This window comes from Lichenicoccus roseus, assembly GCF_005844085.1.
Classification (GTDB): Bacteria; Pseudomonadota; Alphaproteobacteria; order Acetobacterales; family Acetobacteraceae; genus Lichenicoccus; species Lichenicoccus roseus.
Genome location: NZ_VCDI01000001.1, coordinates 411790 through 425868, shown reverse-complemented (window position 1 = coordinate 425868; position 14079 = coordinate 411790). Strand labels below are relative to the sequence as shown.

Here is a 14079-nt window from a genome sequence, read left to right as displayed (position 1 = left end):
TGCCGGCATGACGCCATCAGAGAAGCTCCCGGGAAGGCTCGTGGTGCTGGATCATCCCCTGGTCCAGCACAAGCTCACCCGCCTGCGCCAGTCCACCACCTCCACCGCCGGGTTCCGGCGGCTGGCGCGCGAGATCAGCCTGCTGATGGCCTACGAGGCGACGCGGGACCTGCCGCTCGAGGAGGTCGAGATCGAGACGCCGCTGGAGCGCACCACCGGCCGGCTGCTGTCCGGCAAGAAGCTCTGCTTCGTCTCGATCCTGCGCGCCGGCAACGGCATCCTCGACGGCATGCTCGACCTGGTTCCGGCGGCGCGGGTGGGTCATGTCGGGCTCTACCGCGACCACGTCACGCTGGAGCCGGTGCAGTACTACCTCAAGCTGCCGGACGACATGGGTGAGCGGCTGTGCATCGTCGTCGACCCGATGCTGGCGACCGGCCATAGCGCGATCGCCGCCGTCGACCGGCTCAAGGCCGCCGGCGCCCGGCAGATCAGTTTCGTCTGCCTGCTCGCGGCGCCCGAGGGTGTCGAGCGCTTCCATGCGAGGCACCCGGACGTCAAGCTGATCACCGCGGCGATCGACCGCGAGCTGGACTCCAACGGCTACATCCGGCCCGGATTAGGCGATGCGGGTGACAGATTGTTTGGAACGAAGTAACAACCAAGCAGCATTGCAAGGTTTCCGCGTTAAACCTTCGTTCGGTTTGTGTTCGTGAACCGAGCAGTATTGTTCCACAACGCGCCGGCCGCCTATGTCGCGGAATGGCAGAACCTCTCGACGACCCTGCCTACTGGCGGGAAAAGGCGTACCGGAGCGAAGCCGAGGGCGACGTCACCGGTGCGATCTATTTCTGGCTGGCGGCGATCACCGCGACGAAGCGGCAGGCTGCGGCGCTCGGCGTGGAGCCGGACCTGAAATGGCTGCGGCTCAGGCTGGCACGGGCGAAGTCGATTGCCGACCTTGGCCGCGAGCCGCCCTGCGGCAGGATCCTGAACTGACGAGTGCCTGATCCGGTCGCAACCGGCCCGCGCCGGCTCCGTTGTGCGCCGACAGCAACGTGAGGCGAATGTCATGGCGGACCATGTCTACCGAGTGACCGAACTGGTCGGCTCTTCCGAAACCAGCATCGAGGCGGCGATCCAGGCCGCGATCAGCAAGGCGTCCAACACGGTGCGCCACATGCGCTGGTTCGAGGTGATCGAGACCCGCGGCCATATCGAGAACAACAAGCTCAGCCACTACCAGGTGACCCTCAAGGTCGGCTTCTCGGTCGAGGACGAGAACGTCCACCTGCAGCCCTGATACGAGTGGCCTGACGTCTCAGACCCTGCGCACGGTATAGGTGGTGCGCAGGGCGGCGGCGATCTGCTCGGCATGCGCGGGATCGCGGGCCTCGACCATCACCTCGAGCTCTGCCGCCTGCACGCTCGGGGCGGCGAACAGCCGCTGATGCGAGACCTCGATGATGTTGCCGCCGATCTCGCCGATCCGGGTGGCGATGTCGGCGAGCACCCCGGGCCGGTCCGGGATTTCCATCAGCAGCCTAAGCAGCCGGCCGTCGCGCAGCAGCGAACGCAGCAGGGTGTTGGCCAGGATGCGGCTGTCGATGTTGCCGCCGCAGATCGGGATCGCGACGCGCCGGCCCCGGAAGCGCTCCGGCTCGGTCAGCAAGGCCGCGACCGCCGCCGCACCAGCCCCTTCCGCGACCAGCTTGGCGGTTTCCGCCAGCAGCGTGATGGCATCCTCCACGGCACGCTCGGGCACCACCAGCATGCCGTCGACGCGTGCCCGGATCACCTCCAGCGGATGCCGTCCGACCCGCATGACCGCGATGCCCTCGGCGATAGTCGAACCACCCGTCGCGGCGATCTCGTCGGCCGGATGCAGGCTCAGAGAGGCATGGCTCTCGACCTGCACGCCGACCACCTCGAGGCCCGGGCGCATCGCGGCGGCCACCGTGGCGCAGCCGGCGATCAGCCCGCCGCCGCCGACCGGTATGACCAGGCAGTCGAGCGGCCCGGCATCCTCGAGCAATTCGAGACCCAGCGTTCCCTGGCCAGCCATCACCGCGGGGTCGTCGTAGGGGTGGACGAACACCCGTCCTTCGGTCGCGCACAGCGCGTCCGCATGCGCCATCGCCTCGGTGAAGTCGTTGCCGTGCAGCACCACGCGGGCGCCCCACTGGGCGGTGCGGGTGACCTTGGCTGCCGGCGTGAAGCGCGGCATCACGATCACCGCGTCGATGCCGAGCAGGCTGGCATGGCGGGCGACGCCCTGGGCGTGGTTGCCGGCGGAGACCGCGATCACCCCGCGACGGCGTTCGTCATCCGTCAGCAGGGCGAGCTTGTTGGCTGCCCCACGCTCCTTGAAGGAGCCGATCGCCTGCAGGTTGTCGAGCTTGAGGGTGACGTGCGCGCCGGTCGCCCGCGACAGCGCCTCCGACACGATGGTCGGCGTGCGAAGGATGTTGCCGCCGATCCGCCCGGCGGCCGCGACGACGTCGTCGAACTCGATCATCAACCGTAGCTGATGCTCAGGATCTCGTAGCTGCGGTCGCCGCCGGGAGCCGGGACCGAGATGCTGTCGCCCTTCTTCTTGCCGATCAGCGACTTCGCCAGCGGCGACGACACCGACAGCAGGCCCGACTTGATGTCGGCCTCGTAGACGCCGACGATCTGGTAGGTCGCCTCCTTTTCGGTCTCCTCGTCGACCAGGCTGACATGGGCGCCGAACTTCACGTGGTCGCCGGACAGCGTGTGCGGCTCGATCACCTCGACCGACGACACGATCTCCTCGAGCTCCTGGATCCGGCCCTCGACGAACGACTGCCGCTCCCGCGCCGCGTGGTATTCGGCGTTCTCGGACAGATCGCCATGGCTGCGCGCCTCGGCGATGGCGCGGATGATCGCCGGGCGTTCCTCCCCCTTCAGGCGCCGCAACTCATCTTCAAGCCGCTGCAGGCCGCGGCCCGTCATCGGAAATTTCTGCAAAGCCGATCCCCAAAGGAAAGCTGACCACCGACAGCTTCGCCCGCCGGCACCGGATCCCACGCCTCCAGGAAGCAGGGGTCCGATCCCGGCGGTGCTGCCTAGAACGATCCGCGAAAGTAGGACTGAAGCGGCGCGACATCAAGCGGACCGGCCCGCAGCGCGGCGATGGCGTATACGGCCGCCCGGGCGCCGGCGGTGGTGGTGTAGTGCGGCACGCCGTGGGTCAGCGCGGAGCGCCTTATGTCGTAGCTGTCGGCCACCGACTGCGCTCCGGAGGCAGTGTTGATCACCATCTGCACCGCGCCGTTGCGGATCGCGTCCACGCAATGCGGACGCCCCTCCAGCACCTTGTTGACCACTTCCACCTTGATCCCCGCCGCCCGCAGCCGGTTCGCGGTACCGCGGGTGGCCAGGATCGAGAAGCCCATCTCGGACAGCCGGCGCGCGAGCGGCAGGGCGGTCTGCTTGTCGCCCTCGCGCACCGAGAGGAACACCGCGCCGGATTGCGGCAGCTTCACCCCGGCGCCGAGCTGGGACTTGGCGAACGCCCGCTCGAAACTGGCGTCCAACCCCATCACCTCGCCGGTGGAGCGCATCTCCGGGCCGAGGATGGTGTCGACGTCGGGGAAGCGGGCGAACGGGAACACCGCCTCCTTGACTGCGACATGCGGGCTGATGGCGCGGTCGTCGAGCCGGAACTCCGAGAGTTTCGCGCCGGCCATCACCCGCGCACCGATCTTGGCGACCGGAACACCGGTCGCCTTGGCAACGAACGGCACGGTGCGCGAGGCGCGCGGGTTGACCTCGAGCACGTAGATGTCGTCGCCCTTGATGGCGAACTGCACGTTCATCAGTCCGACGATGCCGAGCTCGCGCGCCATCGCCTCGGTCTGCGCGCGTAGCTCGCCGACGGTGGCCGGCGACAGCGTGTACGGCGGCAGCGAGCAGGCGCTGTCGCCCGAGTGGATGCCGGCCTCCTCGATATGCTCCATGACGCCGGCGACATAGACCTGGTGCCCGTCGCAGATGCAGTCGACGTCGGTTTCGATGGCGTCGTTGAGGTAGCGGTCGATCAGCACCGGGCCGCTGGCGATGTCGGTGCCGGCAAGCTGCAGCGCGACGCGCATGTAGCGGGCAAGGCCGCTGCGGTCGTGCACGATCTCCATCGCCCGCCCGCCGAGCACGTAGGAGGGCCGGATCACCACCGGGTAGCCGATGCGGTCCGCCACCGCCTCGGCTTCGGCGGGCGAGCGCGCGATGCCGTTCTCCGGCTGGCGCAGACCCAGTGAGTGCAGCATCGCCTGGAACCGCTCGCGATCCTCGGCGCGATCGATGGCGTCCGCCGGCGTGCCCAGGATCGGGATGCCTGCGCGCTCCAGCGCCTGCGACAGCTTGAGCGGGGTCTGGCCGCCATACTGCACGATGCAGCCGAGTACGGTGCCCGCTTCCTGTTCGCGACGGATCAGCGCGATCACGTCCTCGGCGGTGAGCGGCTCGAAATACAGTCGGTCGGAGGTGTCGTAGTCGGTGCTGACGGTCTCCGGGTTGCAGTTGACCATGATGGTCTCGAAGCCCGCCTCGCGCAGCGCGTAGGCGGCGTGCACGCAGCAATAGTCGAACTCGATGCCCTGGCCGATGCGGTTCGGGCCGCCGCCGAGGATGATGATCTTCTGGCGGGAGGAAGGATCCGCTTCGCACTCGGGCGTGCCGTACCCGCCCTCGTAGGTCGAGTACATGTAAGGCGTGGTTGAGGCGAACTCGCCCGCGCAGGTGTCGATGCGCTTGTACACCGCGTGCACGCCGAGCCGCTGGCGAAGCTCGTGCACCGCCTCGGGCGTTGTGCCCGCCAGCACCGCGAGCCGCTGGTCGGAGAAGCCGAGCGCCTTCAGCCGGCGCATCCCGGTGGCGTCCTGCGGCAGGCCGCCCGCCGCCGTCACGGCGCGCTCGGCGTCCACGATGCGGGCGAGCTCGCGCAGGAACCACGGATCGAAGCGGCAGGCGTCGTGGATGTCCTCCACGGAAAGCCCGGCCCGCAGCGCCTGGCCGGCCATCAGCAGCCGGTCCGGCCGCGGCGAGGAGAGTGCCGCGCGGAATGCGTCCGGTCCGCCATCGCCCGGCGGCTCGACCGGATCAAGACCGGTGTAGCCGGTCTCCATCGAGCGCAGGCCCTTCTGCAGGGCTTCCGCGAACGAGCGCCCGATCGACATCGCCTCGCCGACCGACTTCATGCTGGTGGAGAGCAAGGCAGGGCTGCCCGGGAACTTCTCGAAGGTGAAGCGCGGGATCTTCACCACCACGTAGTCGATGGTCGGCTCGAACGCGGCGGGCGTGGTGCCGGTGATGTCGTTGGCGAGCTCGTCCAGCGTGTAGCCGACCGCAAGCTTGGCGGCGATCTTGGCGATCGGGAACCCGGTCGCCTTCGATGCCAAGGCGGAGGAGCGCGACACGCGCGGGTTCATCTCGATCACCACCATGCGGCCGTCGGCGGGATTGATGCCGAACTGCACGTTGGAGCCGCCGGTATCGACGCCGATCGCGCGCAGGCAGGCGATCGAGGCGTCCCGCATGCGCTGGAACTCCTTGTCGGTCAGCGTCAGCGCGGGGGCCACCGTCACGCTGTCGCCGGTATGCACGCCCATGGCGTCGATGTTCTCGATGGAGCACACGATGATGCAGTTGTCGGCGCTGTCGCGCACGACCTCCATCTCGTACTCCTTCCAGCCGAGCACGCTCTCCTCGATCAGCACCTCGGTGGTCGGCGACGCCTCCAGGCCGGTGCCGACGATGTGCTCGAATTCCTCGCGGTTGTAGGCGATGCCGCCGCCGGTGCCGCCGAGGGTGAAGGAGGGCCGGATCACCGCCGGCAGGCCAACTTCCGCCAACGCCGCGCGCGCCTCGGCAAGCGAATGCGCGATCATGCTGCGCGGGCTCTCGATGCCGATTGCCGTCATCGCGTCACGGAACTTCAGCCGGTCCTCGGCGCGGTCGATGACCTCGGCCTTGGCGCCGATCAGCTCGACATCGTGAGCCTTCAGAAACCCGCTGGCATCCAGCGCCATCGCGGTGTTCAGCGCGGTCTGGCCGCCCATCGTCGGCAGGATCGCGTCGGGCTTCTCGCGCAGGATGATGCGCTCGACGAACTCCGGCGTGATCGGCTCCACGTAGGTCGCATCCGCCAGCCCCGGATCGGTCATGATGGTGGCCGGGTTGGAGTTCACCAGGATCACCCGGTAGCCCTCCTCGCGCAGCGCCTTGCAGGCCTGGGCGCCGGAATAATCGAACTCGCAGGCCTGACCGATCACGATCGGACCGGCGCCGATGATCAGGATGGAGCTGATGTCTGTGCGCTTCGGCATGGAAATCTCCTCAGACCGGGTCGCGGCGGTGGGTGTCCATCAGCGCCACGAAGCGCTCGAACAGGTAGAAGCTGTCGGATGGGCCAGGGCTCGCCTCCGGATGGTACTGCACCGAGAAGGCCGGCAGCCGGTCGCTGGCGATGCCCTCGTTGCTGCCGTCGAACAGGCTCAGATGCGTCACCCGCACGTCGGCTGGCAGGCTCTTGTCGTCGACCGCGAAGCCATGGTTCTGGCTGGTGATCTCGACGCGTCCGGTGGCCAGGTCGCGCACCGGCTGGTTGGCGCCGCGATGGCCCTGCTCCAGCTTGAAGGTCGAGGCGCCGAGGGCCAGCGCCAGCAACTGGTGTCCCAGGCAGATGCCGAACACCGGGGTGCCGGCATCGAGCACCCCCTTGATCGCCGGCACCGCATACTCCGCCGTGGCCGCGGGGTCGCCCGGGCCATTGGACAGGAACACGCCGTCCGGCCGATGCGCCAGGATCTCCGCGGCGGTGGCGGTCGCCGGCACCACGGTGACCTGGCAACCCGCGGTCACCAGGCAACGCAATATGTTGCGCTTGGCGCCGTAGTCGACCGCCACGACGCGGCGCGGCCCGGTCGCGGCGGCGACGTCGCCGCCACCCCAGTTCCAGACGCCCTGGGTCCACTCGTAGCTCTGCGTGCAGGACACCTCGCGGGCGAGGTCCATGCCCTCCAGTCCCGGCCAGGCGCGTGCCTGCCCGAGCAGGCCGGCGATGTCGAACTGCCCGTCCTGCGGATAGGACAGCACGCCGGTCTGCGGACCATGCTCTCTGATGCGCAGCGTGAGCGCCCGCGTGTCGACGCCGCTGATGCCGGGAATGCCGCGCTGCCGGAGCCAGGCGTCCAGGGTCTGGCTCGCCCGCCAGTTCGACGGCTCGGTCAGGTCCTGCTTCACCACCAGCCCCCGGGCGGCGACGTTGATCGCCTCCTCGTCCTCGGCGGTGGTGCCGACATTGCCGACATGCGGGAAGGTGAAGGTGATGATCTGGCCGGCGAACGACGGATCGGTCAGGGTCTCCTGGTAGCCGGTCATGCCGGTCGAGAAGCAGATCTCGCCGATCCCGGAACCCCCCGGACCGGTCTGCGCGCCGAAGCCGCGTCCCCACAGCACGCTGCCGTCGGCGAGCACCAGGACGGCGGTGGCGCCATCCGGAGCGGCGTTCAACCCGGACGGTGCGTCCTCCGCCTGCAGCTGCAGGTCGGCCAGCCCGAGTCCGGTCGCCTTGCTGACCGCGCTCCAGTGCTTCGGCGGAATGGCACGCGCCTGCCGCCACTTGCGTATCGCCTCGAGACCGACGCCGGTCAGGCTCGCAGCACCCTGCGGTCCGCCCAGCTTCTCGATGATGGTCTCGACGCTGATCGCCATGATGCTTCCCCGGCGCTGGTGACGGAGGCTATGTCCTACCAAGGTCGCCGCTTCGATTGAAGCGACCCGGCAGCATGGCTGGGAATTATTTTCTCAACCTTGCGGGGGCCTGACTTAGCTGGGAGAAAACTTCCCTGATTGTCCGGAGGTTCCATCCATGACGCTGCGAGCACGCTTCACCGACGACATGAAGCTGGCGATGAAGGCGGGCGATGCCGCCAAGCTCTCGACGCTGCGCATGGTGCTGGCCCGGGTGAAGGATCTCGACATCGCGGCGCGGCCGAAGGGTGTCGAGGGCATCGGCGACGACGAGATCGTCTCGGCGCTCCGCAACATGGTCAAGCAGCGCTCCGAGGCGGCGTCGCTCTACCTGCAGGGTGGCCGCGGCGAGCTGGCCGCCAAGGAGGATGCGGAGATCGTCATCCTGGAGGCCTACCTGCCGGCGCCGATGGACAGCGCCGCCCTCGAAGCCGCGGTGGATGCGGCAGTGGCCGGGACCGGCGCCACGGGGATGCGGGACATGGGCCGCGTCATGGCGGTGCTGAAGGCAGCGCACGGCGCCGGCCTCGACATGGCGCGCGCCAACGCGCTGGTGAAGGCAAGGCTGTCCTGATCCCGCCGCGCGGCCCGGCGTAGCGATGGCGTTCGATCCCGCCTTCCTGGACGAGCTCAGGGCGCGCACCCCGATCGCGGCGGTGATCGGACGGCGTGCCCGGCTGACCCGGTCGGGGCGCAACTGGAAGGCGTGCTGCCCCTTCCACGGCGAGAAGACGCCGTCCTTCTATGTCTATGACGACCATTTCCACTGCTTCGGCTGCGGCGCCCATGGCGACGTGATCTCGTTCGCCATGCAGAGCGGCGGGCAGTCCTTCCTGGAAACCGTGAACGCTCTGGCCGCCGAGGCGGGTCTCGAGGTGCCGCGGCAGACCGAGGCCGCGCGCGGTGCCGCGGCCCGTGCCAGGACGCTGGCAGAGGCGCTGGAGGCGGCGCAGCGCAGCTTCGTGCGTCGGCTGTCCACCCCCGAGGGGCGGGAGGGCCTTGCCTACCTGCGGAAACGCGGCCTGGGCGAGGCGACCATTGCGGCATTCGGCCTGGGCTGGTCGGGGGATGGGCGCGGCAACCTGGCCGCGCAGCTGCACGAGCAGGGCATCGAAGCCTCCCTGATGGCGGAGGCAGGGCTGATGCGCCTCGACGAGGCCGGGCGTCCGAAAGGCGAGCTGTTCTTCAACCGCATCACCTTCCCGATCCGCGACCGGCGCGGCAGCCTGGTGAGCTTCGGCGGCCGCATCCTCGGCGACGGCCAGCCGAAATACCTGAACGGCCCGGAAACCGCGCTGTTCTCGAAGCGACGCACCCTGTTCGCCCTCGACCGCGCCCAGGAGGCGCTGCGGGCGGTGTCCCCGTCCGGCAAGGCCGCGGCGCCGGAGCCGCTGGTGGTGGTCGAGGGCTACATGGACGTGATCGCGCTGCACCAGGCCGGCATCCGGGGCGCCGTGGCGCCGCTCGGAACGGCGCTGACCATCGAGCAGCTCGAGGCGCTGTGGCGTGCCTCGCCGCAGCCGGTGCTGTGCTTCGACGGCGATGCGGCGGGCCGTCGCGCCGCCATCAAGGCCGCCGAGACCGCGCTGCCGCTGCTCGACATGGAACGCACCCTGCGCTTCTGCCGCCTGCCCGACGGCGAGGATCCGGATAGCCTGATGCGGGCGCAGGGCGCGGGCACGATGCGCGCCGTGCTCGCAGCCGCGCGTCCGATCGGCGACGTGCTGTTCGAGCTGCTCTCCGAGGGCGTGCACGATCCCGGCCCGGAGCAGCGCGCCGCCCTGCACGCGCGGCTGGTCGATGCCGCCGGCCGGATCGGCAACAAGACGCTGGCCGCCGAGTACCGGCGCACGCTGCTGGACCGGTTCTTCGAGACCTTCCGCCGACGCCGGACGGACCAGAACGGCAGCGCCGGCGGCCGCGGTTCGGGACAGGGCGGGGCGTCGCCGGCCGGCCTGGGCAGGATGTCCGGCGGCCGCCCCGGTCCGGGCGCGGGTGCCGCGGGCATGGTGGCGATCCGCCGGCCGGTCGACGGTTCGGGGGTGCGCGCCGAACGCAGCCGCATCCTGACCGCCATCCTGCTGCGCCATCCGGAGTTGCTGCACGACGTCGAGGAGGCGTATTGCGGGCTGGAACTGCCGGACGGGTTGCGTCAGGTGCGGGAACACGTGATCGCCTGGGCCAGCACCATCGGCGGCGATGACGACGCGCCGGGCCCCGGGGTGGGCGCACCGGCTCTTGACTCGCAAGCTCTGATCGACCACCTGACGCTAGCCGGATTGTCGACACAGCTCGACGCGGTTCTTGGCCGGCAACCCTTGCCTCTCGCGGAGCAGGTCGATGCAGGCGATATGCCGGCCGAGGTCGAGGCACGTTGGTGGCACTATTTCGGTCTGCTCAACTTCGAGCGGCTGGAGCAGGAGATGCAGGCCGCGTTGCGCCAGTGGGTCGAGCGCAACGACGAGCCGTCCCATCGCCGCCTGCGCGCACTCTCGGAAGCCTGTTCGGCCTTGCGGGTTGGCGAGCAGGCGGATGAAGACAGCTAGAGTAGGGGGATCGGTCGCCGCTGACCGCGATCCCACGGCATTGAAGCGTTAACGGCCTGCCCCCCGGATCTCCGGGGCAGTGCGTCAGACTGTGGAGTTGGTTAGGCGATGGCGACAAAGACAGCCGCGAGCACGGAAGCCACCACCGGAGATCAGGATGCCGACGCCACCCTGCTCGACACCCAGTCGGCTGCCGTCAAGCGGCTGATCGCACGTGGCCGCGAGCGCGGCTACATCACCTTCGACGAGCTGAACGCGGTCTTGCCGCCCGACCAGATGTCCTCCGAGCAGATCGAGGACGTCATGGCGGTGCTCAGCGAGATGGGCATCCAGGTGGTCGAGAACGAGGACACCGAGGAGACCGACGCCCCGCGCGAGGAGAAGAAGGAGGACGCCGAGGAGGAGCCGACCGGCAACGTCGACGAGGAGAGCCTCGGCCGTACCGACGATCCGGTCCGCATGTACCTGCGCGAGATGGGCTCGGTCGAGCTGCTGTCGCGCGAGGGCGAGATCGCCATCGCAAAGCGCATCGAGGCCGGCCGCGACGAGATGATCGGCGGCCTGTGCGAGAGCCCGTTGACCTTCCGCGCCATCATCTCCTGGCACGACCGCCTCAAGGTCGGCCAGATGCTGCTTCGCGACATCATCGATCTCGAGGCCACGCAGTCCGGCAACGTCGCCGAGGAGGCCGGCGCCGCCGGTGTGCCGGGCGAACCCGCCGTTCCGGAGGCGTTCGACGCGGCGCCCGAGATGGATGACGAGGGCGAGGCCGAGGGCGCGAACCTGTCGCTATCGGCGCTCGAGGAGAAGCTCAAGCCGGAGGTGCTGGCGCAGTTCGAGGAGATCGAGGCGCTCTACAAGAAGCTGCACAAGATGCAGACCAAGCGTCTGGACAGCATCACTTCCGGCGAGGAAGTCAACGAGAAGAGCGAGAAGAGCTACGAGAAGCTGCGTGAGGAGCTGGTCGGCAAGGTCGAGCAGGTCCGGCTGCACAACAACCGTATCGAGGAGCTGGTGCTGCAGCTCAAGCAGATCAGCCAGCGACTGAATGGCCTCGAGGGCCGCATGCTGCGTTTTGCCGAGAGCACCAAGGTGTCGCGCGACGACTTCCTGGTGAAGTACCGCAACCATGAGCTCGATCCGAACTGGATGGAGATGGCGGCGACACTGCCCGGCAAGGCCTGGAAGAACTTCGTGGCGCGGCACAGCGTCGAGATCATCGAGCTCCGCTCCAAGGTGTCTGCGGTGGCGCAGGAAGCCGGGCTGCCGATCATCGAGTTCCGCCGCGTGTATGCCACCGTCTCGCGTGGCGAGCGCGATAGCGCGCGTGCCAAGAAGGAGATGATCGAGGCCAACCTGCGGCTCGTCATCTCGATCGCCAAGAAATACACCAACCGTGGGTTGCAGTTCCTGGACCTGATCCAGGAGGGCAACATCGGCCTGATGAAGGCGGTCGACAAGTTCGAGTATCGCCGCGGCTACAAGTTCAGCACCTACGCGACGTGGTGGATCAGGCAGGCGATCACCCGCTCCATCGCGGACCAGGCGCGCACCATCCGCATCCCGGTGCACATGATCGAGACCATCAACAAGCTGGTCCGCACCAGCCGGCAGATGCTGCACGAGATCGGGCGCGAGCCGGCGCCCGAGGAGCTGGCCGAGAAGCTCGGCATGCCGCTCGAGAAGGTGCGCAAGGTGCTCAAGATCGCCAAGGAGCCGATCTCGCTCGAGACCCCGATCGGCGACGAGGAGGACAGCCATCTCGGCGACTTCATCGAGGACAAGACCGCGGTCATTCCGCTCGATGCCGCGATCCAGACCAACCTGCGCGAGGCCACCACGCGGGTGCTGTCGTCCCTCACGCCGCGCGAGGAGCGGGTGCTGCGCATGCGCTTCGGCATCGGGATGAACACCGACCACACCCTCGAGGAGGTGGGCCAGCAGTTCAACGTGACCCGCGAGCGCATCCGCCAGATCGAGGCCAAGGCGTTGCGCAAGCTCAAGCATCCGAGCCGCAGCCGCAAACTCCGGTCGTTCCTGGACGATTGAGGAACTGGCGGCTCAACCGGCTGGCATACGATCCTGCCAGCCGGCCTAGCCGTGCCCGCCGTCGTCCTTGGGAACCCGCCTGTCATGGCCCAGCAGATCCACGCCGCTCCATCCTTGAGATCGCCACCGCCATCCAGCACCCGCATCGGCGTCGACGTGACGTTCCTGCGCATGATGCGTCCCCCGACCGAGCCGCCGCCCGCCCTCCCGGACGGCTTCCAGGTGGTGACCGTCCCGTCCCCGACGGTGGGTTTCTATCGCTACCTGTATGCGTCGGTGGGCCAGGACTACTGCTGGTGGCTGCGGCGGATGGCTCCGGACGCCGAACTGGCTGCGCTGCTGTCGCACCCGCGCATCTCGCTGCACGTGCTGTATCACCAGGGTGAGCCCGGCGGCTTCTTCGAGCTCGACGCACGGCAGGGCAACGAGGTGAATATCGGCTATTTCGGCCTGATGCCGCATCTGGTCGGGCAGGGCGTCGGGTCCGCCTTCCTGCATGCGGCGATCGCCGAGGCATGGCGCCGGACCGGCCTGCGTCCCGGTGCCGCCATACGCGTCAATACCTGCACGGCTGACCATCCGCGTGCGCTCGGGACGTATGTCCGGGCCGGCTTCGTCCCGGTTCGCACGGTGCACGAGGTCTGGGACATCCCGGATCGGCTGGGATTGCCGATCCCCGCCCGCCTGCGCGTGTAGCGGTGCTCCTCCTGCGTGTCGTCCTGGGCGCGTCGTCCCTGTGCCGGGCCGACCCCTGACCGGGCCGGCCGCGGTGTCCTCACCCAAGGCCAGGAGCGCCCGTATCGAGCCTTCGATGGCCGCGCCCGCCGCCGGTGTCGGGCCAGGACGCCAGCGGGTGCGCCTGTTCGTGCCGTCGGCGGCCTGGGGGGGACGTCGCCGGCGCGAGATGCTGGCCGGCGCCGGCGCCATCGCGGTGCTGTTCCACGTCATGATGGTCGGCGCGATCGTGGAGGCGCCGGCGCTGATCCCGCGTGCCCTGCGAGGGGCACCGCCGCCGCCACCACCCCCGCCGCCCGAAGCCGACATCGTGATGGTGAAGCAGGACACGCCCACGGTGGGCGGCACGCCGCCGCCGCAGAAGGCGCCCCCGCCATCCCCGAAGGCGGCCCCGGAGCAGCCGAAGGCGGGCGGCGGCATGCAGGCGATGAATGCTCCCGACGGGCCGGCGGTGCCGCCACCCGCGCCATCTCCCGATATGCAGCAGGGTGCCGACAAGGCCGGCACCGCGAGCCAAGTGACGCCGCCGCCGGCCCCGCCCGCGCAGATGGCGCAGGTCAATCTCGACATCGACGGCCAGCCCGGATGGGGACTGGTGGACCAGCGCACCATTCCGGCCAAGCCAGACGACCACTACATCAACAAGCCGGCCGCCTATCCGCGTGCCGCCGGCCTGCGTGGCGAGGAAGGCACCGTCTATCTGGTGACCGAGGTGGCGCCGGATGGTCATGCGTCCAGCGTCACCATCGTGCAGAGCTCGGGCTACGCCGATCTCGACCGGGCGGCACGCAATGCGGTTGCCTCGTGGCATTTCCAGCCGGCGATCCAGGGTGGCGTTCCGGTCGCCTCCGAGATGCGCGAGGCCTACCACTTCAGCATAGACCGCAACCACTAGCACCCTGCCCGGCGAGGCTGTTTCGAGGGCCGGCGAAGTTTGACTCTTCACCGCGCCGCGCCGCTTGTGTCGGCGATGGGC

The 14079-nt window shown here is 69.0% G+C and carries 12 protein-coding genes; 8 read left to right on the top strand and 4 right to left on the bottom strand.

The window, feature by feature from the left end; genetic code table 11:
* The first annotated feature begins 7 nt into the window (after positions 1 to 7).
* The 3 genes from upp to FE263_RS01845 all read left to right on the top strand — a co-directional run bounded on the left by upp (position 8) and on the right by FE263_RS01845 (position 1303).
* Positions 8 to 658 (top strand): uracil phosphoribosyltransferase, encoded by a 651-nt coding sequence (gene upp, locus FE263_RS01855; RefSeq protein WP_138324243.1) that lies wholly within the window; start codon positions 8 to 10, stop codon positions 656 to 658.
* A 104-nt stretch (positions 659 to 762) separates the two neighbouring features.
* Positions 763 to 999 carry a hypothetical protein gene (locus FE263_RS01850; RefSeq protein ID WP_138324242.1) on the top strand — a complete coding sequence of 79 codons (237 nt, stop codon included), beginning with the start codon at positions 763 to 765 and terminating at the stop codon, positions 997 to 999.
* A 73-nt stretch (positions 1000 to 1072) separates the two neighbouring features.
* Complete coding sequence (locus tag FE263_RS01845) at positions 1073 to 1303, top strand: dodecin (RefSeq protein ID WP_138324241.1); 231 nt, start codon at positions 1073 to 1075, stop codon at positions 1301 to 1303.
* Positions 1304 to 1321: 18 nt separating this feature from the next.
* On the opposite strand, the gene FE263_RS01840 is transcribed toward FE263_RS01845, so the two are convergent.
* The 4 genes from FE263_RS01840 to carA form a co-directional block, all read right to left on the bottom strand.
* Positions 1322 to 2518, bottom strand: a complete 1197-nt coding sequence (locus FE263_RS01840; RefSeq protein ID WP_138324240.1) for a threonine ammonia-lyase — start codon at positions 2516 to 2518, stop codon at positions 1322 to 1324.
* Positions 2518 to 2991, bottom strand: a complete 474-nt coding sequence (gene greA, locus FE263_RS01835; RefSeq protein ID WP_138324239.1) for a transcription elongation factor GreA — start codon at positions 2989 to 2991, stop codon at positions 2518 to 2520. The genes FE263_RS01840 and greA overlap by 1 nt, the downstream gene beginning before the upstream one ends.
* A 98-nt stretch (positions 2992 to 3089) precedes the next feature.
* Entirely contained in the window at positions 3090 to 6347 is a 3258-nt protein-coding gene (gene carB / locus FE263_RS01830; protein ID WP_138324238.1) for a carbamoyl-phosphate synthase large subunit, read from the bottom strand.
* Positions 6348 to 6357: 10 nt separating this feature from the next.
* Positions 6358 to 7734, bottom strand: coding sequence for a glutamine-hydrolyzing carbamoyl-phosphate synthase small subunit (carA, locus tag FE263_RS01825; RefSeq protein ID WP_138324237.1), 1377 nt, complete (start codon positions 7732 to 7734; stop codon positions 6358 to 6360).
* Between the two features lie 157 nt (positions 7735 to 7891).
* Between carA and FE263_RS01820 the strand changes: the two genes are divergently transcribed.
* From FE263_RS01820 to FE263_RS01800, 5 genes are all read left to right on the top strand, one after another.
* Positions 7892 to 8347, top strand: coding sequence for a GatB/YqeY domain-containing protein (locus FE263_RS01820; RefSeq protein WP_138324236.1), 456 nt, complete (start codon positions 7892 to 7894; stop codon positions 8345 to 8347).
* 25 nt (positions 8348 to 8372) lie between these two features.
* Positions 8373 to 10319 (top strand): DNA primase, encoded by a 1947-nt coding sequence (gene dnaG, locus FE263_RS01815; RefSeq protein WP_138324235.1) that lies wholly within the window; start codon positions 8373 to 8375, stop codon positions 10317 to 10319.
* Positions 10320 to 10427: 108 nt separating this feature from the next.
* Positions 10428 to 12368, top strand: coding sequence for an RNA polymerase sigma factor RpoD (gene rpoD / locus FE263_RS01810; protein WP_138324234.1), 1941 nt, complete (start codon positions 10428 to 10430; stop codon positions 12366 to 12368).
* Positions 12369 to 12452: 84 nt separating this feature from the next.
* Positions 12453 to 13064, top strand: coding sequence for a GNAT family N-acetyltransferase (locus tag FE263_RS01805; protein ID WP_138324233.1), 612 nt, complete (start codon positions 12453 to 12455; stop codon positions 13062 to 13064).
* Positions 13065 to 13179: 115 nt separating this feature from the next.
* A complete protein-coding gene (locus tag FE263_RS01800; protein ID WP_171033886.1) occupies positions 13180 to 13998 on the top strand; it encodes an energy transducer TonB in 819 nt (272 codons plus the stop codon).
* Positions 13999 to 14079 lie beyond the last annotated feature (81 nt).